Raw genomic sequence first — 22,672 nt, 5'->3', positions numbered from 1 at the left:
CTCGCGCGTGCTGCATCCTGAGGTGCGGCTGCTTGCGGCCGCGCGCAGCACTACGGCCGTGGGGCACTACCTGATCGAGGGCACGTCGAGCGCGTACTGCGGCGTGACCTTCGGCGAAGACACCCATGCGAGCAACCGCGTGTGCAAGCTGTGGGAGGCACTGCGCGTGAAGCTGGCCGAGTTTGACCTCGCTTGGACGAGCAGCCCGTTCGGGTACGACATCGAGACTGACGCCCCGTACGGCTGCGGCGCGTGCGGGTGGGAGGACCGCGCGCCTTTGGTGCTGCGCGAGCACCCCGACCCGCTCAACCTCGACGTGCTCGACGCCGGCCTCGCCATCGAGCACGCCGTGTTCGAGCTCGACGACACCCTCGCGGCGGTCGTTCAGCACGCCCGGCTCGACGAGCCCCGACGGTGGAACTACCGCAGTGCCACCGATCCCGGCAGCCGCGCGTATGGGCTGCACTGGGCCGCGGTGTGGACCGAGGGCAGGTTGGTGGTCGAGGATGCCGAGCCCGAGCTGCTCGACGACGGCTGCCTCGCCGCGGCTCCTTTTACGCTGCTGCCGGCGCACTTGCTGCATGAGGCACGGCGTACTGCCAGCATGGCCAAGGGCCGGCTGCTGCGCACCCTCGGTCTCGACGCCCGCAGCACCCCGGTACCGGACCACGCGTGCCTGGGGTGCGCCGGCGACCTCGAACTGCACACCGGGCCGGACACAGCGCCGAGCGTGACGTGCTCAACCGGGGCAGAGTGCGCCGCGCCCGTGCCGCTCGACGAGTAGCGGCGGCGCGTATGGGAGTGGGTCGGCCTCGTCCGCCTGGTCGCCGCACTTGCCGAGGGTGCCGAGCACATGCCCACCGCGTAGACACCGCCCACGCTGCGCGCGGGCCAGCGAGCTCAGTGCGCCATCCAGTAGACGACGACCGTCACGAGGGTGCTGCCTGCTGCTGCGGCAGCGCCCTTGACGGCTGCGAAAGCGGCCGCCCGCGTCAACTGGCGTGCGCTGCGTCGTTCGCTCTTTCCCATTGCTTCCCTCCGTGGCGTCGTCAAGGCCACCCCTGTTGGGCGGCTTCAACCACTGTCACCGGCACATGTGTTGGGTTGGACGTCGAGCGACAGAGGCCAATGTCGTCGAACAACTGACGATGGCTTCAAACGGCTGCGATGATTCCCGGACGGTTTCAAACGGTTTCAAACGGTGGGGGCATTGGTGGGACGAGCTGGTCGTCTTCGCAAGCCTGAGCTGCGCGGCAGCCACAAGGAGCTCAACAGGGCCTTGCACGAGTTGCACAAGGGAGCCGGGCTGCCGTCACTAGCGACGGTGGCCACGGAGCTGAAGGGCGCCGGGATTTCCCGCAGCACGATTTACGACGCGTTCGCCAGTAAGCGTCTTCCGAACTGGCACGTCGTTGACGCCCTGGTGGAAGTCCTCGCTACCCGACATCCCCGGACTACGCCTGAGCAAGAAGCGGACGCTGTCCACGCCTTGTGGCTCCTGGCAGTTGGTGAGGAGGAAGACGGCGCGCCCCACGCCCTACACGACATCTCCGAAGGGCCGCGGAATGATGCCGGGGATCACCTGGCCATCCGGTTGACAGGGCACGACCCGAAGCTGATGAACGCCCAGCTCGCCGCCACACTCGCAAGCGAAGCCGCCAGCCCCGTTGTGGAAGCCATAGTGGCTCAGGAGCGGAAGCAGGCGCGCGAGCGCATCGGCACCATCTTCAATCGTCGTTACGAGGGGCGGATCTGGCTACAGGTCCCGTACGATCTCAAGGGTCGAGCGAAGGAGTTCGGTGCGCGCTGGGATGCCGACTACAGACTCTGGTTCATCGAGGAGCCGGTGCCTGATCTCATGCAGTATCAGGTGCGAGGCCCTCACCCGCCGCGGCTCGGGCTAGGGGACACAAACGAGGGGTGAGTTCCGAACCCCCTTGCGCATTTCGCGACTAATGTTGGGCGCACCTCCGGCGTGCCCGGAATCCCCTACACTCGCGCGCCCCGCCACTCCCTCCGTGGCGGGGCGCACTTGCGTCAGATGCGTACCCGGACCGGACCACGAGCCAGCCAGTACGGCGTGAGCACCGTGAACCCTGCCACCAGCACAGAGAGCGCCCCCGGAGCCATCTGGGGGGCCGCGAGCGCAAGCACGATGACAACCACGAGGACCCCAAGCGCGGGCCAGCTCTTGCCCCATGCGCGCTCACGCGAGGTGACGCAACGACTTGCAGACCTACCGTCAGACATAGCTATACCCCATTCGACACAAGCGGGACTTTTGGGCTGAACCCTGATATTGGGTGCTCTTCGATTGAAAGACATTCCAGCTGCGCTACCGGGAAAACACAAACCCGCGACCAGCGAACAGACCCCCTAGCCTGTGTCATGGCGCCGATTCACCTTTGAAAGCGCGCCTGTAACCCGAGCCTGCGAAGCAGGGTCGCAGGGAACCGGCCGTGAATTCCATTCGAGTGAAATGGTCTCAATCTGATAACAAGACGATCTTGTGTGGAGCTGACCCCGGTGAGTTGTGGAGGTGAGCGCATGACCGAACCAATCAACGCCCGAGACTGCGAGGCAGCGCACCGCCTGCGCTCCGAAGCCACGAGCCGAAACGAGATCGCCCGGACGATCGAGCGCAGCGTTGCCACAGTGAGCAAGGTCGTCGACGCCGAGGGGCTCACGTTCTCCGGCGGTGCTCACCCCGCCCCATCCGCCGAGGCATGGCGAGGCAGGCGCCGGCCGACGGCGCGCTGTTCGACCTCAGTGAGGAAGCCGAGCAAGGGGCGTTGTTCGAGCAGTGACCCAGTCCGATGAACTGAGTTCACGAGTCACCTCGTGAACCCAGTTCACCAGTGTGCAAGTTGTCATCACCCGTCTTGAACTCGTAATGCGCAGGTCTTCGGACGCTGAGGCCAGCGGGGTCGACCGCTGGCCCAGGGCGGTACAAATCTCGGAGATAGCGAGGCACAATGCCTGCTCCCCGGGAAGGGAAGGCAGGGCTTCGAAGGCTGCATCTCGCTCAGGGTAGTTGACGTACAGGGAGGCCAGCGTGGGACACACTGCCCAGAAATAGTGTGCCAAGCGACCTGAAACCTTCGGCTCAACAGCAGGCGATAGCGCGTCGGCTCGCGTGGTGCCGCGGCCCGCCGACCGTGCGTCGAGGCGGCAGCGAACTGCGGTGCGGCAGCGGATGGCCCTGTCGTATAGCAGGCGGAGCCCCGGAAGATCGCCGAGGTGGTGATGCGGAGCGAGGCCGTTTCGAAGAACGCCCGGCGGACCTAACATCGCGGTGGAGAAGATCGTCGAGTCCGGGCTGGAGCTGCCGGGCTTCACCACGCTGGACACGCTCGCGGCGAAGATCCGCACCGAGGTGAACGCCTCGACCCGCACGGGCATCTACGACCAGCTCAGCGAGGCACACCCGGAGCGGATGCTGGCCTTCCCGTCGGAAAGGGGCGAGTCGGGGCCATCGCCCCGGAGACAGGCGCCCCCTCCCTCAAGGCCCACCGCTCCGAGGGCCAGCGGGCCTCGGCGAAGGCCTGGAGCAGGAGATCAAGGCGAGGATGCCGGAGCGCTCACTGCTTGGGATCATCTCCCGCACCGCGAACTGTGTTGAGTGGTGGGGCCGCTTCAGGCCCGCCTCCGGCAACGAGCCGAAGCTCAAGGACGCCTTCGGCCGGGTGCGTCATCACCACCTTCGTCAAGGGCACCAACCTGGGCCCCTACGAGGCCGCCTGCCATCCCCCGGTGTGGGCGGGCACGAGCGGTCGCTGGCCGCGAACCGGCACTTCTCCATCCCGACCTTGAACGAGGTCATAGCGGGCCTGGTCAACGCGCACGCCCGTCTGGACATCTCGAGGCGCGGGGCGACTGCTCCGCGGTTGCCACCCACATGGACGCCTTAGGAGTGGGTCGTTTGGGCGTTGTACGAGCCGCGTACGCCGGTTTACAGGGGAGACGTCCTCCGCCCATGCCGCCAGAGGGGGACTTGGGGAGTTCTCGTGCAAATGTGCGAGTGCCGTGCCTCTGTGGCGCTATCGGTTTTCAGGTACCTCCGCCGAAAGGGAGTTACACGCCTACCTTGTGCCCTATGCTGTACTTCATACTTTTTTTGGGGGGCATGTGGAGCCTGCAGCCATCGGCGCTCGCTTAGCATCAGGCGTCGTCTTTCCGTTGGTCAGAAGACTGTTCGTGGCAGCGGGTCCTGGAGCCGGGCTGATCAGCAAACCCGTGCGAATCTCAGGACTGGTCTCGTTTAAGGGGGAGAAGCGCACGCTGTCAGACCGCGAACTGCAAAAAATTGCAGACGAATTGGTGCGGCGTGCTGCGCAGTCAACCGGTGTCGAGGGGAGGATGCCGTCCTACGAGCAACGAGCCGTATCTCATGCCGTCGCTGACTCTTTACGTGCCATGGGTGACCTGGATATGGACGACGTGCAAGCAGTGAACCTTGGGCATATAGCCTTGTCTCGACGCCTTCGTTCCCAGAGTCAGAGTGCGACAATTGGACTGTCGAGCGACGCCATCACGCTCCATGCCAACGTTTTGGACACTGCGTGTCTCCACGTATTGCACTTCTTTACTCAGCGATCGACTTTTGTTTCCAGGACGCTAGTTGAGCAAAGTCGCAGACTCGAAGAATTGTCGGCGAAGATTGATTCACTGATTGTTCGCACTCCGTCGCCGGCAGACAGTCCCTTCGAAGATCGTTATGCGGACTACATTACGTCTAAGCATGGCAGGTTGACTATTTTCGGGCTCGACCTTCCGGGCTCCCACGTCGTTTGGCCTCTTGATGCCGCGTACTTAAGCTTAGATGCTGCTTCAAGGGGTACAAGCGAAGTTCCCCTGCTCCTGCCGGCTGACCATGTGTTGGCGGGGCGTAGTCGGGTTCTCCTCAGAGGTGTTGCGGGGTCCGGAAAAACGACCCTCGTGCAATGGCTAGCGATTACTGCGGCGCAGAAGTCACCCGACGAACGCCTGCTCTACCTTTGTGGTCTTGTGCCGTTCGTGCTTCCACTGCGAGCCCTTACCCGAGACGGGGCGTCCTTCCCTGCTCCGCATGAATTTCTTTCGGCTGCAGGGTGCCCAATTGCGGGACTGCAGCCTACGGGCTGGTTCGATCGCGTGTTGAGTTCAGGGCGTGGGTTGATCCTTATTGACGGAATTGATGAAGTTCCAGAAGGTGAGCGAGAAGAGGCGCGTCGTTGGTTACAAGATCTCCTTGCGGCTTACCCTAAGAATCGTTGGCTTATCACCTCTCGGCCCTCGGCGGTGCGTGAGGAATGGCTGGCCAACGAGGAGTTCATCGAACTGGATATGGCTCCCATGAGCCGGGATAATGTGGCATCGTTTGTCAAGCGGTGGCACAAGGCTGCCGGCGTTGGAGATCAATATGCTTCTGAATTACTTAGAGAGGTGCAAGCTAAACAAGCCCTCGGTCGGCTTGCCGCGAATCCTCTCATGTGCGCTCTTATTTGCGCTCTGCATCAGGATCGGCGTGGCTATCTCCCCGATGGGCGTAAGGAGCTTTATGACGCCGCACTCTCCATGCTTCTCTCGCGCCGTGATCGTGAGCGTGGAGTCTATAAGCCAGGGATGATTCGCATTGGCGAAGCGCATCATATTCAGCTCATCCAAAAGCTTGCTTACTGGATGATTAGAAACGGGCGAGTGGAGATGGGGCGGGCTGATGCGATCGATTTGCTGTCTCAGTCTCTTCCTGCGATTCCGCAAGTGGCTGAGCAAGGCGCACCTGAGGAGATTTATCGGCACTTGCTGATTCGAAGTGGCCTCCTGCGTGAGCCCAGTGTGGGGACAATGGATTTCATTCACCGCACCTTTCAGGATTATCTAGGGGCGAAAGCTGCCGTTGAGGGGCTTGACTTCGACTTCCTTATAGCTAATGCTCATCTTGATCAGTGGGAGGATGTGATCAGGATGGCCGTTGCTCACGCTCGGCCCGCAGAACGCATTCGACTTTTTAGTGGCTTGCTCGAGCGAGGCGACTCCTCAATGGATGGTCGTCACCGGCTGCACTTGTTGGCGGCGGCATGTCTTGAGCATGCGACGGAGTTGGATCCAGTTGTGAGGGGTGCGGTGCAAGAGCGTGCGGCAGCTTTGATTCCTCCCCGTTCGGCAGAGCAGGCACGAAACTTGGCGGACGTGGGTCCTGTGGCTCTCGAATTGTTGCCTGGCCCCGAAGAGCTTTCAGGCGATAAGAGCGCAGACCAAGCTTATTTTACAGTGCTGACGGCAGGTCGCATTGGGACAGATGCGGCGATTCCCGTTCTGGCTCGCTACCGCAGTCACGAGAAACTGAGGGTCCGGGCCGAATTGGTCCGAGTGTGGGGCAGATTTGATACCGTGCATTTTGGTGAGGAAGTGATTGCCTATCTCGGCGAGTCGGACCTCTACTTCCCGGTATCTAATATTCGAGAGCTGCAGGAGCTGCATAGGTACGGGGGAAGGTCTCGTATCAAAATTATCGGACCCATCTCGCTGGAGGAGTTTATTGACGCGATTTCCCGCGATCGGCTCACTCATCTTTGGGTGGCTACGGATCTCGGCTGGGAATGGGAATGGCTTTCGATGTTCCCCAACCTCAGAGTGGTAACGATCGAAAGCTCGCTACGCAGTATTGATGTGTCCTCCCTAAGTAATGTGCATTTAAATGAGGTCCGTGTTCCTGCGGGAGCAGTGATCGTTGGGGCGGAGAAGCTGCCACCTGCCGTGAAGATTGTCCGGGAAGACCTCAATGGATAGCAGTCCGTGATTGTGTAAGTCCCTTGTGGTCCCGGGCCTGGTCTGATAAGTGCGTCGATGAACTCTCTGTCGACACGTCCCGTGCAGTGTCCTTGGTGGGCTTCATGCGGCCGCCCTCTCGCGGCATTTATTTTCCAGCCAATCTTCGATCTCGGTGGGGGAGAACCGTAGTTGTTGGCCCACACGGAAGCTGGGTATAGCTTCCCTCGCGTGATTGTCGTAGACCCAGGAGGCAGGCTTGCCGAGATAGTCGGCGAGGTCCGACACATTCCACATCTGTTGACTCATTGGCGTCCACTTCCTTAGCCTTCGGGGATGCGACACAAGGTATGGATGAATGGCGGCGACGCCAAACGGGCCCGCCTGCCATGCCAAGCGTTCTTCCTGGCGGACGATGATCTCCGAGGGGGAATGAAGAGATGCAGCTGTAACTGTGAGTGACGGATGTGTGTCGCCGTGGTGGGCTGCCGATGGGTGGGCGCGCACCAGTTGCCCCTGGGTCAGCACAGATCCAGCTCGACGGACTCGAACGGTCCGGAACGGGCGGCAGCGGAACTCAGCACGAAGTCAGCACGACCCGGCTTGGGCTCACTCGGAGTGAGTGAGCCCAAGCCGTTGACCTGTATGTTTGTCATCGATTTCGACGTCTGCTAGGGGCGCGCAGCACAGTTGGAGAACATCTGGCTGCGCACCAAGCGCTACGACGCGAACGGCAAGGTCAAGGGCGGTTCGGGTGGTGTGTGCTACCTGTACTTCCCGGCCAAGCCGGCACCGAGTCAGCACCGGGTGCTGCGGGAGCTGGGAATCCTGTGACCGGACCCGCACCGCTCCGGCGGCAGGTAGTCCCCATAGGTCGTCACCACCACCTGGCGGCGCCGCTCCCGGCCGTCGGTGGTGAGGCGACCGTAGCGACCGACCGTGATCTTGATCGACCGGTGCCCGAGCCATCGGTCGGCGATGCTCCACAGCACGAGTGAGACCATGAGGCCGTCGGCGGAGCCGTGAGGCGGATCACGTCTGACGGCGGCCAGATGACCGCGGCTCGTGCGAAAGGGCGCCGAGGAGGGGGGCGACCTGCCGTTTCATGAGGCCCGACGCATCAGCTTGATCCATTGCGTGAAACCTGTGTACAGCTGTTAACTCGCTGTTTCGGACAGAAGTTTGCACCGCGCCGTCGAGCAATGGTTACGATCACGGCATGGTTACGGCTTGGTCGCGCTCCGGCATGCTGCGGCCCCGCTCCGCGGGGCCGTTGCGTCTGCTGTGGCTGGCCGTGCTGGTGTTCGGCGTCCTGGTCACGCACGGCGCGAGCGCTGAGAGCACCCAGGGGCACGCAAGTGCCGGTGTCACCGCGCCCGTACACGCGTCCGCCGTGATGCAGGAAGGTCACACGAGCGGGGCCGCGGGTGGCGGCGCTGCCGCGAGCGCGTCGCCTGACGTTGCGGCAGCCGATGGCCAGCACGAGGGTGACGGCTCGCATCACCCGGTTGAAGACTGCGTCTCCGGCCAGCCCCAGCAAGACCTGTGTCTGGCCGCTCCAAGTCTGTCCACACGGGGCCGTACGCCATCGACCCACTCATTTGCGTTGGGGAAGTCCGCCCCCTTCCGGTCGGAGTCGGCCGTTCCTTCGTTGAGGGCTTCGAGAGTCTCCGTGGTGCAGCAGGTCTAGATTCCGGCGTACCCGACTGACCGCCGCTCTCCTGAGAGATGACAGCCCCGTCCTGCGGGACGGGTCGGCCACGTGCGGTCAGTTCCCGGCTTCCTGGGCGTCCGTAGCCACGCTTCCTCGCGTTGAACGGACCGCTGCCCGGAGCCTGCCTCTTCGGATGCCTGCTGGCCCCGATCCGCCGCTCCCTCCCCACGCCGTGGGAGCGGCGGCCGCTACCCGGGGGAACCGTGCCGTTCCACCCCCTTTCCCACGCTCACATCAGCCGCCCGGCTACCAGGGTTCGGCTGCTGCGGCTGCTTGTCCTCGTCCTCGGAGTCTTACTGCTGTGGGCGTTCGACTGTTCCGTCACGCACGCTGACGACAGTCGCACGCAGGACCGGCCCTCGGTCTCGGCCGATCTCGTCCCGCCCGCGTCGGGGGACACCGAGCGTGCGATGCCACACGGACCGCATCCACACTCCGGTGCGCATTGCGCGCCGTACGTGGTCGGCCAACTACCCTCGCAGGAACGGCCGTTGGTCACGGACACCGCGGCCCCGGCCGTCTTCGCCGGAGTGTCGGCCGGAGTGACTGCCGCCGTGGCCGGCCCACAGTGGGCCGCTCGACACGGAGGAAGCAGACCCCGGATACGGCGTTCAGGCCGCGCCACCCTCGCCGTCGTCTGCCGGTGGCGGATCTAGACGGGCCTTTCGCGGCCATCGACACGGGCCGCGCGTGCTGTCACCAGGTTCCCGAGGCGGATGCCTCTTCCTGGGCCGGACGGCGCGCCCGACGAAACCCCGTCACACCACCGATGAGAGCGGAAGATGCACCCGCAGACCACAACCGAGATCACACTGCCCGCCCGCTCGGCCCTGTCAGGGCTCGTGGGCGACACCCCGGTTCTCCGGATCTCCGATCCCCTCACCCCCGCTGACCGGGGGTTCTGGGCGAAGCTGGAGGGTTTCAACCCCGGCGGGATCAAGGACCGGCCCGGCCTGTACATGGTCGAGCGCGCTCGCGCCCGTGGTGATCTGCGCCCCGGCGCCAGGATCATCGAATCCACCAGCGGCACCCTCGGCCTGGGACTGGCGCTGGCCGGCATGGTCCACGGCCACCCCGTCACCCTGGTCACCGACCCGGGCCTTGAGCGGTCCATGACCCAGCTGCTGTCCACCTACGGAGCCCAGGTCGACGTGGTCTCCGAACCCCACCCCACCGGCGGCTGGCAGCAGGCGCGGCGCGAGCGAGTGGCTCAGCTCATGGCGCAGCACCCCGGCTCGTGGTGCCCCGACCAGTACAACAACCCCGACAACACCACCGCCTACACCCCGCTCGCGCTGGAGCTGGCCTCCGAACTGGGCCACCTCGACGTGCTGGTGTGCAGCGTGGGTACCGGCGGTCACTCCGCCGGTGTCTCCCGGGTGCTGCAGGCCCTGTACCCGGACCTGAAGCTCGTCGGCGTCGACACCATCGGCTCGACCATCTTCGGGCAGCCCGCCCGCACCCGGCTGATGCGCGGCCTGGGTTCAAGCATCTACCCCCGCAATGTCGCCTACGACAACTTCAGCGAGGTGCACTGGGTGGCCCCGGCCGAGGCGGTGTGGACCTGCCGCCGGCTCGCCGCCTCCCACTACGCCAGCGGCGGCTGGAGCGTCGGCGCGGTCTCCCTGGTGGCGGGCTGGCTGGCCCGCACCCTGCCCGCGGATACGAAGATCGCGGCGATCTTCCCCGACGGCCCGCAACGCTATCTCGGCACGGTCTACGACGACGACTACTGCGCCGCCCACGGTCTGCTCGACTCCCCGCCGCCCGTCGAACCGGAGACCATCGGCCGCCTGGACGAGAAGGAAGTCAGCCGCTGGACCCGGTGCACCACCGTGGTCGACCCGCTTACCCTGTCCGATCCGGTGCAGGAGCACGACGCTGCCGAGCTCGCCGAGTTCGACACCCAGGTGGAGGGAGACCGGTGATGGACCGGCAGTCACAGTCCGGGGGAGCCCTGGCGCAGATGCGCTCCTACCCCCGCAGCGTCCAGTTGTTGATGGTGAACCAGTTCGCCATCAACCTCGGCTTCTACATGCTGATGCCGTACTTGGCCGCGCACCTGTCCGGCACGGTCGGGCTGGCCGGCTGGGCCGTCGGACTCGTGCTCGGCATACGCAACTTCAGCCAGCAGGGGATGTTCCTGGTCGGCGGCACCCTGGCCGACCGGCTCGGCTACAAGCCGCTGATCATCGCCGGGCTGATGCTCCGCATCGTCGGCTTCGCGACCCTCGGGCTGGTGGACGCGCTGCCCGCGCTGCTCGCCGCGTCCGCGGCGACCGGGCTGGCGGGCGCCCTGTTCAACCCGGCGGTCAGGGCCTATCTGGCGGCGGACGCCGGGGAGCGCAGGGTCGAGGCGTTCGGGCTGTTCAACATCTTCTACCAGGCCGGCATCCTGCTCGGCCCCCTCGTCGGCATGGTGCTCACCGGTGTCGACTTCCGCGTCGCCTGCCTGGTGTCGGCCGGGATCTTCGCGCTGCTGAGCATCGTGCAGCTCCGCAGTCTGCCCGCCCGCCGGGCAAACGACGCGCCGACCACCAAGGGAGGCGGCCGGCCGGACGGCGTGCTGTCCCAGTGGCGCACCATCGTGGCCAACCGGCCGTTCCTGCTGTTCTCGGCCGCCATGATCGGCTTCTACGTCATGCAGTTCCAGGTCTATCTCGCCCTGCCGCTGGAAGTGCGGCGCCTGGGCGGCGACGGAACGTCCGGGACAGCGGCGGTGGCGATGCTCTTCGCCGTCTCGGGCCTGAGTACGATCCTCTTCCAGACCAAGGTGACCGCGTGGTGCAAGGCCCACATGGAGCCGGGCCGGGCACTTGCCTGGGGGCTGTTCACCATGGGCGTGGCGTTCCTGCCCCTGCTGGTACCGACGGCCGTGCCCGTGCCGGAGGGCGGAGTGGGGCTGTGGCTGCTCGCGGCCGTGCCGCCCGCGCTCTCCGCTCTGCTCCTGGCGGTGGGGACGATGATCGCCTACCCGTTCGAGATGGACACCATCGTCCGGCTCTCCGGTGACCGCCTTGTCGCCACGCACTACGGGCTCTACAACACCATCTGCGGCGTCGGCATCACGCTCGGGAACCTGCTGACCGGGGCCTCTTTGGACGCCGCCCGCGCGGCCGGCCTCTCCGCGCTCCCGTGGATCGTGCTCTGCGCGCTCGGTTTGGTCTGTGCCGCCGCCCTGTACGGACTGCAGCGTACCGGCCGCCTCGCGCCGCCGGTGCGCGAGACACAACCCGAGTCGGTGTCCGCCTGACCGATGGTCCTGCCGCAGGGGGGACGAGCTTTCCTTCGTCCTCCCTGCGGCCCTTGCGTCGAAGCCGCCGCCGTAGGAACGGCCGCCGGGGCGGCCGCTTCCTCAACGAACCCGTAGGGATGGAAATTCACCGTGAGCTCGAAACCTGTCGTACTCCTGGCTGAGAAGCTGTCGCCCGCCACTATCGGCGCCCTGGGCCCGGACTTCGAGATCCGGCTCTGCAAGGGCGCCGATCGAGCTGAACTGCTTTCCGCTGTCGCGGATGTCGACGCGATCCTGGTACGCAGCGCGACCAAGGTCGACGCGGAGGCCATCGCCGCCGCCAAAAAGCTGAAGGTCGTCGCCCGCGCCGGAGTCGGCCTCGACAACGTTGACGTCTCCGCCGCCACCAAGGCCGGCGTCATGGTCGTCAACGCCCCGACGTCCAACATCGTCACCGCCGCCGAGCTCGCCTGCGGCCTGCTCATCGCCACCGCGCGGAACATCCCGCAGGCCGATGCGGCGCTGAAGAACGGCGAGTGGAAACGCAGCAAGTACACCGGCGTCGAACTGAGCGAGAAGACCCTCGGCGTCGTCGGCCTCGGCCGCATCGGCGTGCTGGTCGCCCAGCGGATGTCCGCCTTCGGCATGAAGGTCGTCGCTTACGACCCGTACGTGCAACCCGCGCGCGCCGCGCAGCTGGGCGTCAAACTCCTCTCGCTCGACGAGCTGCTGGAGGTCGCCGACTTCATCACGGTCCACCTCCCGAAGGCTCCCGAGACCGTCGGCCTGATCGGCGACGAGGCACTGCACAAGGTCAAGCCCGAGGTGCGGATCGTCAACGCCGCGCGCGGCGGGATCGTCGACGAGCAGGCGCTGGCCAGCGCGCTCAAGGAGGGCCGCGTCGCCGCCGCGGGCCTGGACGTCTTCGCCCAGGAGCCGTGCACCGACTCCCCGCTCTTCGAGTTCGACAACGTCGTGGCCACCCCACACCTGGGCGCCTCGACCGATGAGGCCCAGGAGAAGGCGGGCATCGCCGTCGCCAAGTCGGTGCGGCTGGCGCTCGCGGGGGAGCTGGTCCCGGACGCGGTCAATGTCGAGGGCGGCGTCATCGCCGAGGACATCCGCCCCTGCGTGCCGCTCGCCGAGAACCTCGGCAGGATCTTCACCGCCCTGGCCGGTGAGGTCGCGGTCCGGCTCGACGTCGAGGTCTATGGCGACATCACCCGGCACAACGTCAAGGTGCTGGAACTCTCCGCACTCAAGGGCGTCTTCGAAAACGTCGTCGACCAGGCGGTTTCCTACGTCAACGCACCCCTGCTCGCGCAGGAAACGCAAGGTCGACGTGCGCCACACCACCAGCTCGAAGTCCCCCGACCACCACCATATGGTGACCGTCCGCGGCACCCTGAACAGCGGTGAACAGGTCGCGGTGTCCGGCACCCTGACCGGCCCCAGGAACATCCAGAAGATCGTGTCGGTGGGTGAGCACACCCTCGACCTCGCGGTCAGCGACCACCTGATCTTCCTGCGGTACAAGGACCGGCCCGGCGTCGTCGGCACCGTCGGCCACGTACTCGGCGAGGCGGGCCTCAACATCGCCGGGATGCAGGTCTCGCGGTCCGTGCCGGGTGGTGGGACGCTCGCCGTCCTGAACGTCGACAGCAACGTCCCCGCCGACGTACTCAACGAAATCGCCCAGGAGATCGACGCCACCTTCGCCCGCTCGGTCAGCCTCGGCTGACCCACATCAAGGTCGCAGAACCCGGGCCGCTCACTGCTTCGGCGGTGGGCGGCCCGAGGCCGCATGCGGACAGGACGAGCTGCCGTGGGCGCCGCCGATCTCCGCGAACCCGGCCTGGAGGCGGTTCGCGGCCTGAGCGGCGAAGGCGATGACGACGGAGAGGCCGAACACGACGTGTACGCCACCCCCGCCGCCCCCGCGTCGGCGACCGCCCCTGGCTGTCGGTGAGGCCGTGGTGGCGCGCGTTGTAGTACGCGAACAGTCGGAACCCCACGATGTGGAGTGCCGCCACCACGGCAGCATTGCCGAAGCGGTCAGTGGCCGCCGCTCGACTCGACGGCGAGGCGCTTGGTAAAGGTTTTGCCGCTGTCCTTCGACTCGTACACGCCGTTCTGCGTCGCGGCCAGGACGTGCTGGGCGTCGACGGCGGTGAGTGCTTGAGGCTGTCCGCCGGGGACGGTGGCGAGCTTCTTCCATGTGGCGCCGCCGTCGGTGCTGCGGCTCAGCCTGCCGGAGGTGTCGATGCCGTAGAGGGCGTTCTGGGCCTTCCAGGCGAGGAAGGCCATCACCGGCTGCCTGCCCTTGGCGAAGGTCTTGCCGCCGTCGGTACTGCGGGCGACTCCTTCCGCGGTGGTGGCGAGGACGAGGCCGGCGTCGTCCGGATCGACTGCGATGTCGAGCGCCTGGAACGTCGCCCCGTCCTTCCAGGTGGTGCCGTCCTTGGTGGTGCGGAGCAGGCCGTTGGTGGAGTCGTAGCCGTAGACGGTGCCGTGTGCGTAGTCCAGAGCGTGGAAGTCGGACTTCCCTGGGAGGGAGAGCGACCTCCAAGTCCTGCCCGCGTCGGTGCTCTTGATCAGTCCCTTGTTGCCGGGGCCGTCCGCTCCGGAGGCGGGATGGCCGCTGGCGTAGAAGGTCTTGCCCTGGGCCACCGTGAAGCCCATGAAGTCGTCCTTGCTGTCGCCCACCGGCTTGGGATTGCCCTTGGAGCCGGGGGTGTAGATGCCTTCGTGGGTCGCGACGTACAGGCGCTGGTCGGATGGGTCCAGCCCGAGTCCGTGGATGTGGCTGACGGTGGTGACGGCATCGGACGAGTCCGTGTCGCCGTCTCCGCTGGAGCAGGCGGCCAGTGTGAGGCCGAGGGCGACGGCGGCGGCTGCCTGGACGGCGCGGTGCATCTTTAGGAGTCCTCGGGAATTGTGGGGGCGGGCCGGAACATGACCGGGCGCGGCCCAAGTAAGGAGTTCGAGGGGGCGACCGCCCCGGGCTCCCCGGAGTGACCGGCTGAGCCCGGGGCGGTCGGCGTGTGATCGGATCAGAGCTTGTCGAGGATGCCCTGGAGCGTCTTGACCTCGGCGGTCTGGTTCTTGACGACATCGTCGGCGAGCTTCTTGGCGGTGGCGTTCTTACCGCTCTTCTGCTCGTCCTTGGCCATGTCGATCGCCCCGTTGTGGTGGTCGATCATCATCTGCGCGAACATCTTGTCGAAGTCCGTGCCCTTGGCGGCCGTCAGCTCCTTCATGTCCTTGTCGGACATGATCCCGGGCATGCCCGAGTTCTCGGAGCTGCCGGAACCGTGATCCATACCGGGCATGCTGCTGCCGGATCCGTGGTCCATGCCGGGCATGCCGCTGCCCGACTCGGGCTTGCCCCATGCCTTGAGCCAGGACTTCATCGTCTTGATCTCGGGATCCTGCGCCTTCTCGATGTCCCCGGCGAGGGTCTTGATCTTGGCGTCCTCGGCGCGCTCGTCGGCGAGCTTGGACATCTCGACGGCCTGCTCGTGGTGGGGGATCATCATCTGCGCGAACTTCACATCCGCGTCGTTGAACGCGCCCGGTGCGGGGTTCTCCCCGGTGGTCGCGCTCGCCGAGGCGGAGCTCTTGCTCTTGCTCCCGTGGTCCATGCCGCTCATGTCGTCGTCGTTGCCACAGGCGGCGAGGACCAAGCCTGCGGCGGCGACGGTGCTGACGAGAGCGATGCGGCGGACGCGCGGACGGAGCGTGCTGCGCTTGATGGCGGTCATGTCGAAAACCTCGTGGTGTCTGTTCTGCGGAAGGTCTGTCGAACGGGGTGCGCGGGCAGCACAAGCTGCCCACGGTGGCGTTCGGCCTAGATCCGCAGGACTGACAGTTGAGCGAGGTCGGGCGGTCTGCGCGGAGGAGGATTGGGACGCAGGGCCGCCACGGCGCCATCGCGAAGCCGTGTCAGCCACTCCGTCCTGCGGCTCAGGACCGCGCGGAGAAGGCCGGCGAGAACCCACGTGCCGAGCACGGCCACGCACAGCGAGGCCATGTTCATCCCCATGGCCGGGGAGTGGGAGGTCGCCTTGCCGTCCTGATGGGAATCCGAAGAGTGCGAGGAGGCGACAACATCCTGCGACGAGGACATGCCGGCGCCCTTGTGGGCGGTCGTGGCCGATGCGTGAGCCGCTCCCATGCTCGTGTGGGAGGCGCTGTCGGGATGGCCCATCGAGTGCATCACGAAGACGCCCAGCGCGAGCACGACGACGAGCAGCAGATGCCCGAGGGCACCTCCTGTTCGTACGCGTCGGCTCACCTGCACGTCGTGACTCCCTCTGTGGTCGCTCCGCTCCCCGACAGTACCGAAGCGGATGGGATCATGCCGCGCGGGTCGGGCGCCGGGGTGACCTACTAAGCTGTTTGGCAGTAATGGTAACGGCAGGGAGGCGGACGCATGCGCACCTGGACGCCACGTCAGTGGGTGGCGGCGATGGCCGTGGCCCTCGTCGCCGGAGTCGCTATCGGTGTGCCGACCGGAGTGGTGCCCACGCCCCTCTACACCCGGATGACCACGGTGCTGTGGTGGAACTATCCGGTCTGGGTGGCGTCATCGCTGCTCATGGGGCTGCTGGTGGCGACGTATGTGCATGCGCCTCGGGCCGCGCGGCCCGATGGGCCACGAGGGCGCCGGGCGCTGCTCGCGGGCGTGCTGTCCGCGTTCGCCGTCGGCTGCCCGATCTGCAACAAACTGGTGGTGCTGGCCCTCGGGGTGAGCGGAGCCCTCTCGTACTGGGCACCCGCACAGCCCGTCCTGGCCATGGCCTGGCTGGGGCTGCTCGCACATGCCCTGGTACGGCGTCTGCGCACGGCTGCCGCTTGCCCCGTGCCCACCGCGCCCTCTCGCCGAGGCTCCGCGGGGCTCCAGGACTCTGCCCCCTACGATGAGCGATCACTGGTGCCGGAGGCTTCGCGTTCCGGGGGCGAAGGGAGCGATCGTGCGTCAGCTGGGTGAGCTCGAGGCGGAGATCATGCACCGCCTGTGGGCCTGGGGGCGGCCGGCGACCGCGCGCGACGTACTGCTGGACATCAGCAAGAAGCGGCCCATCGCCTACAGCACGGTGAAGACCGTGGCCGACATTCTGCACGGTAAAGGCATGCTGAAACGGCACAAGGAGGGGCGGGCGTGGGTGTACGAGCCCACGTGTACCCGACAGCAGTACACGGCGTCGCGGATGCAGGAGGCGCTCGGCGGTAACCCGGATCCGGTCGGAACTCTGGTCAGTTTCATCGAACAGATCACGCCGGAAGAGGCAGACGCCCTGCGCTCGGCTCTCCGAGCGGCCAGGAAGCGGAGTGATGTGTGATCACGGCTGTGGCGCTGGCTGGATACGCGGCCCTGGTGGGCGCCGCGATGCCACCTCTGCTGTCACGGGCGCGATGGCCCCACCGTGCTCCGGTCCTGGCGGCCCTCGCATGGCAGGGACTGATGGTGACGTTCGTCGTCGCCACCGCGCTCACGGTGTACCACCTGGTTCTCACCGAGCGGCATGTACATGAGGGTCTCGTCGGACTGCTCGGCGTCTGCGCTCTGACCGCCGACGTACCGGTGAGCGAGTCCGCGCCCACCCTCGGGGATGCCCTGGCGCTCAGCTCTCCCGCCGTGATCGTGCTGCTGCCTCTCGGCTGGTTCGTGCTCTGTGCCTGGCGGGCCCGCCGAGCGAGGCAGCGTCACCTCGACATGCTCGCCCTGATCGGTGAGCCTGCCCCCGGGTACGACGCCACGGTCGTGGACCATGGCGCCCCCGCCGTGTACTGCCTCCCCGGGCGTCGGCGTCGTGTCGTCATCACCCGGGGAGCCCTCGACGTTCTGTCCGATGCGCAGATGCGTGCCGCACTGGAGCACGAGCGCGCTCACATGGAGGGCAGGCACCACCTTCTCCAACTGCTCGCGGACGCGTTCTCCCGCGCCTTCCCCGGCCTGCCGCTCGCCCGGCATGCCAAGGAGCAGATCACACTGCTGGTAGAGATGATCGCGGATGACAGGGCCCTGCGAAGCCACTCCAGGGACGCGCTGGCGACCGCCCTGTGTGAGGTAGCCGCGGGGCAGGCGCCGCAGGGAACACTGGGCGTGGGCGGGCCGGGTGCCCTCATCCGGCTGCGCCGCGTCCTCACACCGCAACCCCGGCCGCACCGCGCGACGTGGCTGGGTGTCGTGGCGGCCAGTGCCGCGGCTCCACTGCTGCCCCTGCTGGTGGCCTGCGGACCCTGATCACACCAATCCCTGCCCCCACTCCTGTCCGGGAGCCCCCGCCCGCCTTCCTGCCTGCGCCAGGGGCGCCGCTCGAGCAGAGGCTCCCGGTTCGCGAGGTGCTGCCGACACCGTACTGCTATGCCGCTTAGCGGGGCCTGGGATGAGCGCGGGCGGCGTTCTGGCGTGCTGTCAGGCTTGGAACTGCCCCGACCGGCCGCCGGTTCCTCGACTCCGAGCCGTGCGGCAGCGGCACCGCGCCGGTCACCACGCGCCTGCCCGACGAGAACGGACTGCGCAGGATCGCCCTCGCCTTCCCCGCCGAACACACCCGGCTCGACCGAGGGGCGGCGTCCAGGCGAAACGCAGCAGGCTGTCTCCCGGGGCGGCGGCGAGAAGTCGGGGGATGGGGTCGTGCCAGTCCCGGAATCGATCGGACAACTGGTCCAGGTCGTGTGCAGGGGTGGCGTGCTCAGGGGCGCTCTCGCAGGCGAACCAGTAGATCCGGCCGTCGTTGACCGCGGCGACGCCGAAGCGGGTTGCCGTACTCGCGGCGGGCCTTGCGGTGCGCCGGGGCCGCCGGGTTCACCGTCAGAGGGTCAGGTGCGTACGGGCCCGATCTGTCCCGTCAGTGGGAACAGAGCTTCCGCATTCCCGAAGGCGATCTTGGAGCGGTCCGTGGGGTGGGGGACGGCGTCGAAGAAATTCCGGACTGCTGCCGCGTCGGGCCGGTGGAAGGGATAGTCGGTGGAGAACAGCACTTGGTCGGTGCTGGTGAAGTCGAGCGTGTGACGCAGCAGGCGTTCGTGGAGCATTCCGCTGCTGGTGATGTGGATATTGGTGGTGAGGTAGTCCGAGATCCGGCGTTCGAGGTGCGTGGCGACACCTGAGAGGCTGTCGACCCGGTCCATCCAGAACAGCAGCATCTCGCCCCAGTGGCCGAGGACGAGCTGGAGGTCGGGGTGGCGGTCGAAGGTGCCGCGCAGGATCAGACGTAGCGCGGCGAGGCCGGCGTCCATGTGCCAGCCCCAGCCGAAGGTCGCCAGGCCGAGGTCGACCTGGGGGCTCAGACCCCGGTAGGCGGCATCGCGCAGTTGGTGGGACGGGATCTGCGGATGGATGAAGATCGGCTGGTGGAGGCGGGCCGCGGTGGCGAACAGATCGTCGTACGCGTCGTCGTCCAGCGGGCGGTTGCCGGCACGCCCGTGCACCATCGCGCCTACGTGCCCCAGGCGGGTGGCACACCGTTCCAGTTCCGTGGCCGCCGCCTGCGGGTCGCCGGTGGGCAGGGTCGCGAACGCCCGGAGCCGGGTGGGGTGCGCGGTGACCGCGTCGGTGGCCTCGTCGTTCGCGTCGCGAGCCAGGACAACGGCTTCGCGGGCCGGGAGAGCCTGGGTGGCGGGGGGTGACGACCGACAGGATGGACAGGTCGATGCCGGCGGCGTCCATGGTCTCGATGCGGCCCGGGCCGATGTCTTCGAGCCGGGCCTGGTTGTCGCCCATGGTGTTGAAGGCGGTGCTTTCGTCCCGTTCGGAGCCCTGGAGACGGTCGAGCGCGTCGCGGATGGCGACGCTGTTCCAGTGTTCCTCGATAGCGATGATCTTCATGTTCTCGTTTTCTTCCGCTCGTCGGGCGTAGGGGCTGGTGTCACCAACGGACGCTTTCCACGGTGAGGCGGCCGTCGGCGGCGGCCAGGCGGTGCAGCTCGGTCTCACCCGTGCCGCGGACCGTGGCGGTCACCTGCCGGCCCCGCCTCAGGTATGCGGCAGCCAGTGCGCAGCCCAGCCCGCAGGATGCCCCGATGATCAAAGCGGTCCTGCCGTCGGCTGCTGTCACGACTGCTCCTACGTCGTTCGTTCACATGCGTCATCAGCACAAGGGCTGACCTCATGCGCCGGCGGGCTCGGCACCGGTCTGAGCCGCATCAGTTACCTATCACTTGACAGGCAATGTACGAAGCCGGCACATAGCTGTCAATTGATAACTATCTGAGGGTAGGCAAGTTAGCCTGACGTGGTGGACGAGAAACAGACCTCACAGCTCTTCGAGCTCGCTGACCTGATCCTGGCGGTGGGCCGCCATATCCAGGCATCCAAGGAGGCTGCAGCCGAGTCGGGGACGCCCCTGCAAGGAGCCGTGATGCGTTTCATCGACCGCCACCCGGGCACGACTCCCGGTGCCGCGGCCGAGGCCACCCAGCTGATCTCCAGCAACTTCAGCAGGGCGCTACGAGGGCTGGAGAAGAACGGCCTGGTACGGCGAGACGTGGACGAACACGACGCACGCCGAGTACGCCTCTACCCCACCGACAAGGCGGAGGAGAACTTGCGGCGGCTGCGGGAGGCATGGAGCCGCCTGCTCGCCGGGGCCGTCACCGATACCGACGAGATTGCCACGGTGATTTCGACCCTTCAGCGCATCGAGGCCCGGCTCGCCCAGAACCCGGACCGCCCGGGCGAGCTCCGATAGCCACCACGGCCGTCCCCGAGCCCGGCGCGTTGAGGTTGCGGTGCTTGGACGGGGGAAGCGCCGACGACGGGCATAGGCGGCAGACACCGTTGCCGGGCGCCGAGATGGCGCGCTGTGGTCGAGTGGCGGAGGCGCCGGCGCCCAGTTGGCACCGGGTTCTGCGGGACGCATTCCCTCCGGCGGCGGACAGCCGCCGGAGGTCGGCCTCACAGGCTCGTGGGCCCTTCGAGGGCTTGCAGCGTCCCCGCGGGCAGCCGGTCGTTGCCCCAGCTGCGCTCGATGTAGCCGATGATCCGCGCGATGTCTTCGGCGGGCACCCGCTCCGGTTCGCCCTGCTCGAGCGGGTCGGCGTGGAAGATGTAGAGCCGCGAGGCGAACTGGTCGAACGGCAGTGAGGCCTCGCCGAACCGCTCGCCGTTGCCCGCGGTGGAGACGACCACGCCGTCGCCCCAGTCCTGGCCGCTGTCGTTGTTCGGGTTGAAGAAATACACCCTCATGACGTCCTGGGGGTCCGGCGCGGCCCGCAGGATCGTGATCGCGTGCCAGCCGACGTAGCGGGCGGCGCTGTCGGTGACGGCGACGCCGGCCGGCTGCGGATGGATCAGCGGCTGCTCGCCGTTGTAGGTCGGGTGATAGGTGGCGTGGAACTGCCGCAGGAACGCGTCGAGGTCGACCAGGTTTCCGGTCGCGACGTCGACGTTGATGTGGAACCCACGGCCCGCCCACCAGCCGTGGAACTCGGGGTTGACCCACCGGTGCGGGTCCCCTGGCCGCGCTGCGCAGCGCCGTCCCATCTCGGCGTAGATCCGGTCCAGGTGGGGCACCACGAGCAGCGACACGGGGTCCAGGTCCATCGGCAGCGTGCTCGCCACTCCGATCGCGCTGTCCTTCGACGAGATCGGCTGACCCTCGAAGTGCATGAGGACCTCGTCGTCGCGGGCCGCCCAGACCACCATTTGCAGCAGGTAGTCCGGGTCGTTGTAGGACCACATCGACAGCGCGCGGGCCGACTGGCAGGTGGGGTTGTCGCCCTGACCGACGCCGAGCGGCTGGCCCAGCATCGAGAGCACCCCGGCGACCAGCCGCGCCCGCGGCCCCGGCACGTCGCCGAAAACCGTCGTCAACCGCTCCCGCGCGGCCGGGGACAGCTCAAGCGACAGCTGGCGCCACAGCGCGGGCACCACCGGCGGCTCGTAGAGGATGCCGCGGTCGAGCAGCAGCGCCAGCCCGTAGACGCTCTGCGCCGTCTGCGGGTGCACGGCCACCTCGATCAGCCGGTGCACCAGTTCGCTGTAGCGCATCAGGCAGTTCCGGCCGGTGTCGGAAAGCCCGAGCGCCTCGCCGACGAGGTAGTCGCTCTCGCGCAGGAGGAACCGGAGCAGTTCCGCATGGTACGGCGACACCAGACCGGTGTCGTGCATCGCCCGCGCGAACCCCGCCGCCTCGTACTGCAGGCCGCCGGTGTCCATCGCCTCGAGCCGGGAGCGGAAGACCTCGATGCCCGGGTCCTCCCGGCACGCCTCGGTGGTCCCGAACAGGCTCGTGATGAGCCGGTCGATGCCCAGCCCCGACGACCCACCGAGAGCGACGTCCGGATCGTCGAGGTAGATCGAGATCCGGGTGATCAGGGACTTCACCGCCTCGACCTGGATCGGACGCTGGCGCAGGATCCGCCAGATCTCGTCGACCAGGTTGTCCAGGACGCTGTCGTAACCGATCCCTTCGGCGAGGTGGCGGAACAGGTCCCGGATGAGCTGTGCGGTCCGGCCCGCTTGGGTTCGCTCCGCCTCGCTGGGCGGGGTGAACAACAGCTCCAGGTTCATCGCCAGCACCTGGGACAGGAACTGGCGGGCGTCCTCGGCGGGCAACTTCGGGTGCGCGAAGTCGCCGCGGGCGACGGCGAGCATCCGCAGCTCGCTGGTCGCTTCCATGACCACGGTGTCCGCGTCTCCGCTGTGCAGACCCGGGCCGACCAACGCCGGGATGAGGATCTCCGGTGATGCCCAGTCCGTCCCCTGGAAAAGCCCGGCTTCCTCAAGGGCCTGCGCCCTGCCCTGGACCGCCGCGGCGCCGCCCGGCTGCATGAGCACTCGCCGCACTGCTTCCAGGACCCGCCGCAGCTTCGTGTGCTTGCCGAAGTCGCGGGTTTCGGCCATGGCCTGGATGGCGTCGTCGAGTGAGGTCACGCGCTTGTCCAGCGTCGTGGCCTCACCGTTGACGTCGACGGTCGGTTTCAAAGGGTTTCCTCGGGTAGGGCTCCTGCGTCCACGGGGT

Annotated in this window: 18 protein-coding genes and 2 pseudogenes; 12 read left to right on the top strand and 8 right to left on the bottom strand. The window is 66.9% G+C overall.

Annotated features, from left to right (window positions below; genetic code table 11):
• Positions 1 to 7 precede the first annotated feature (7 nt).
• From ACH4SI_RS05360 to ACH4SI_RS05350, 3 genes are all read left to right on the top strand, one after another.
• Positions 8 to 784: a hypothetical protein gene (locus ACH4SI_RS05360; protein WP_398292829.1), complete on the top strand. Its 777-nt coding sequence runs from the start codon at positions 8 to 10 to the stop codon at positions 782 to 784.
• A 540-nt stretch (positions 785 to 1,324) separates the two neighbouring features.
• Positions 1,325 to 1,924 (top strand): DUF5710 domain-containing protein, encoded by a 600-nt coding sequence (locus tag ACH4SI_RS05355; RefSeq protein ID WP_398292827.1) that lies wholly within the window; start codon positions 1,325 to 1,327, stop codon positions 1,922 to 1,924.
• Positions 1,925 to 4,128: 2,204 nt separating this feature from the next.
• A complete protein-coding gene (locus tag ACH4SI_RS05350; protein WP_398292825.1) occupies positions 4,129 to 6,771 on the top strand; it encodes an NACHT domain-containing protein in 2,643 nt (880 codons plus the stop codon).
• Positions 6,772 to 6,873: 102 nt separating this feature from the next.
• On the opposite strand, the gene ACH4SI_RS05345 is transcribed toward ACH4SI_RS05350, so the two are convergent.
• The gene (locus ACH4SI_RS05345; RefSeq protein ID WP_398292824.1) at positions 6,874 to 7,059 is read right to left on the bottom strand and encodes a helix-turn-helix domain-containing protein; all 186 of its coding nucleotides are present in this window, start codon (positions 7,057 to 7,059) and stop codon (positions 6,874 to 6,876) included.
• Positions 7,060 to 7,437: 378 nt separating this feature from the next.
• On the opposite strand from ACH4SI_RS05345, the pseudogene ACH4SI_RS05340 reads away from it, so the two are divergent.
• The 4 genes and pseudogenes from ACH4SI_RS05340 to serA form a co-directional block, all read left to right on the top strand.
• A pseudogene (locus ACH4SI_RS05340) lies at positions 7,438 to 7,584 on the top strand (peptidase C39 family protein); the annotation flags it as partial.
• Positions 7,585 to 9,246: 1,662 nt separating this feature from the next.
• On the top strand, positions 9,247 to 10,392 hold the full coding sequence (locus ACH4SI_RS05335) for a PLP-dependent cysteine synthase family protein (protein ID WP_398292822.1): 1,146 nt from the start codon (positions 9,247 to 9,249) through the stop codon (positions 10,390 to 10,392).
• Positions 10,392 to 11,717, top strand: a complete 1,326-nt coding sequence (locus ACH4SI_RS05330) for an MFS transporter (RefSeq protein ID WP_398292820.1) — start codon at positions 10,392 to 10,394, stop codon at positions 11,715 to 11,717. Before ACH4SI_RS05335 ends, ACH4SI_RS05330 begins: the two co-directional genes overlap by 1 nt.
• Positions 11,718 to 11,849: 132 nt before the next feature.
• Positions 11,850 to 13,440 (top strand): annotated as a pseudogene (serA, locus tag ACH4SI_RS05325) (phosphoglycerate dehydrogenase).
• Positions 13,441 to 13,470: 30 nt separating this feature from the next.
• Here serA and ACH4SI_RS05320 read toward each other — a convergent pair.
• From ACH4SI_RS05320 to ACH4SI_RS05305, 4 genes are all read right to left on the bottom strand, one after another.
• Complete coding sequence (locus tag ACH4SI_RS05320) at positions 13,471 to 13,611, bottom strand: hypothetical protein (RefSeq protein WP_398292818.1); 141 nt, start codon at positions 13,609 to 13,611, stop codon at positions 13,471 to 13,473.
• A 143-nt stretch (positions 13,612 to 13,754) separates the two neighbouring features.
• The gene (locus ACH4SI_RS05315) at positions 13,755 to 14,615 is read right to left on the bottom strand and encodes a F510_1955 family glycosylhydrolase (RefSeq protein ID WP_398292815.1); all 861 of its coding nucleotides are present in this window, start codon (positions 14,613 to 14,615) and stop codon (positions 13,755 to 13,757) included.
• Positions 14,616 to 14,752: 137 nt separating this feature from the next.
• Positions 14,753 to 15,463 carry a DUF305 domain-containing protein gene (locus ACH4SI_RS05310; protein ID WP_398292813.1) on the bottom strand — a complete coding sequence of 237 codons (711 nt, stop codon included), beginning with the start codon at positions 15,461 to 15,463 and terminating at the stop codon, positions 14,753 to 14,755.
• A gap of 86 nt (positions 15,464 to 15,549) precedes the next feature.
• Positions 15,550 to 16,002 carry a DUF6153 family protein gene (locus tag ACH4SI_RS05305; RefSeq protein ID WP_398292811.1) on the bottom strand — a complete coding sequence of 151 codons (453 nt, stop codon included), beginning with the start codon at positions 16,000 to 16,002 and terminating at the stop codon, positions 15,550 to 15,552.
• A gap of 132 nt (positions 16,003 to 16,134) precedes the next feature.
• On the opposite strand from ACH4SI_RS05305, the gene ACH4SI_RS05300 reads away from it, so the two are divergent.
• The 3 genes from ACH4SI_RS05300 to ACH4SI_RS05290 are packed head-to-tail and all read left to right on the top strand — an operon-like array spanning position 16,135 to position 17,949.
• Positions 16,135 to 16,692, top strand: coding sequence for a hypothetical protein (locus tag ACH4SI_RS05300; protein ID WP_398292809.1), 558 nt, complete (start codon positions 16,135 to 16,137; stop codon positions 16,690 to 16,692).
• Positions 16,676 to 17,044 (top strand): BlaI/MecI/CopY family transcriptional regulator, encoded by a 369-nt coding sequence (locus tag ACH4SI_RS05295; protein ID WP_398292807.1) that lies wholly within the window; start codon positions 16,676 to 16,678, stop codon positions 17,042 to 17,044. Before ACH4SI_RS05300 ends, ACH4SI_RS05295 begins: the two co-directional genes overlap by 17 nt.
• Positions 17,041 to 17,949, top strand: a complete 909-nt coding sequence (locus tag ACH4SI_RS05290; protein ID WP_398292805.1) for a M56 family metallopeptidase — start codon at positions 17,041 to 17,043, stop codon at positions 17,947 to 17,949. The genes ACH4SI_RS05295 and ACH4SI_RS05290 overlap by 4 nt, the downstream gene beginning before the upstream one ends.
• A gap of 578 nt (positions 17,950 to 18,527) precedes the next feature.
• Here the strand turns inward: ACH4SI_RS05290 and ACH4SI_RS05285 are convergent.
• A complete protein-coding gene (locus ACH4SI_RS05285) occupies positions 18,528 to 19,292 on the bottom strand; it encodes an amidohydrolase family protein (protein WP_398293899.1) in 765 nt (254 codons plus the stop codon).
• A 31-nt stretch (positions 19,293 to 19,323) separates the two neighbouring features.
• Between ACH4SI_RS05285 and ACH4SI_RS05280 the strand changes: the two genes are divergently transcribed.
• Positions 19,324 to 19,602, top strand: a complete 279-nt coding sequence (locus tag ACH4SI_RS05280; RefSeq protein WP_398292803.1) for a hypothetical protein — start codon at positions 19,324 to 19,326, stop codon at positions 19,600 to 19,602.
• Here the strand turns inward: ACH4SI_RS05280 and ACH4SI_RS05275 are convergent.
• Positions 19,577 to 19,765: a hypothetical protein gene (locus ACH4SI_RS05275; protein WP_398292801.1), complete on the bottom strand. Its 189-nt coding sequence runs from the start codon at positions 19,763 to 19,765 to the stop codon at positions 19,577 to 19,579. The genes ACH4SI_RS05280 and ACH4SI_RS05275 overlap by 26 nt on opposite strands.
• A gap of 180 nt (positions 19,766 to 19,945) precedes the next feature.
• Here ACH4SI_RS05275 and ACH4SI_RS05270 point away from each other — a divergent pair, with 180 nt between their 5' ends.
• Positions 19,946 to 20,398 (top strand): MarR family winged helix-turn-helix transcriptional regulator, encoded by a 453-nt coding sequence (locus ACH4SI_RS05270; protein WP_398292799.1) that lies wholly within the window; start codon positions 19,946 to 19,948, stop codon positions 20,396 to 20,398.
• Positions 20,399 to 20,604: 206 nt separating this feature from the next.
• On the opposite strand, the gene ACH4SI_RS05265 is transcribed toward ACH4SI_RS05270, so the two are convergent.
• Positions 20,605 to 22,635 carry a hypothetical protein gene (locus tag ACH4SI_RS05265; RefSeq protein WP_398292797.1) on the bottom strand — a complete coding sequence of 677 codons (2,031 nt, stop codon included), beginning with the start codon at positions 22,633 to 22,635 and terminating at the stop codon, positions 20,605 to 20,607.
• Between the last annotated feature and the right edge of the window lie 37 nt (positions 22,636 to 22,672).

The sequence above is a fragment of the Streptomyces sp. NPDC021212 genome, assembly GCF_044332925.1.
Taxonomy (GTDB): domain Bacteria; phylum Actinomycetota; class Actinomycetes; order Streptomycetales; family Streptomycetaceae; genus Streptomyces.
The sequence above is the reverse complement of the archived record's forward strand: the minus strand, read 5'-3'. Positions and strand labels throughout refer to the sequence as shown.

Bases quoted from the DNA above. Each gene is read 5' to 3' on its own strand.
- ACH4SI_RS05335 (WP_398292822.1), top strand. From the start codon at position 9,247: ATGCACCCGCAGACCACAACCGAGATCACACTGCCCGCCCGCTCGGCC.
- ACH4SI_RS05345 (WP_398292824.1), bottom strand. From the start codon at position 7,059: ATGAGTCAACAGATGTGGAATGTGTCGGACCTCGCCGACTATCTCGGC.
- ACH4SI_RS05310 (WP_398292813.1), bottom strand. From the start codon at position 15,463: ATGACCGCCATCAAGCGCAGCACGCTCCGTCCGCGCGTCCGCCGCATC.
- ACH4SI_RS05300 (WP_398292809.1), top strand. From the start codon at position 16,135: ATGCGCACCTGGACGCCACGTCAGTGGGTGGCGGCGATGGCCGTGGCC.
- ACH4SI_RS05315 (WP_398292815.1), bottom strand. From the start codon at position 14,615: ATGCACCGCGCCGTCCAGGCAGCCGCCGCCGTCGCCCTCGGCCTCACA.
- ACH4SI_RS05330 (WP_398292820.1), top strand. From the start codon at position 10,392: ATGGACCGGCAGTCACAGTCCGGGGGAGCCCTGGCGCAGATGCGCTCC.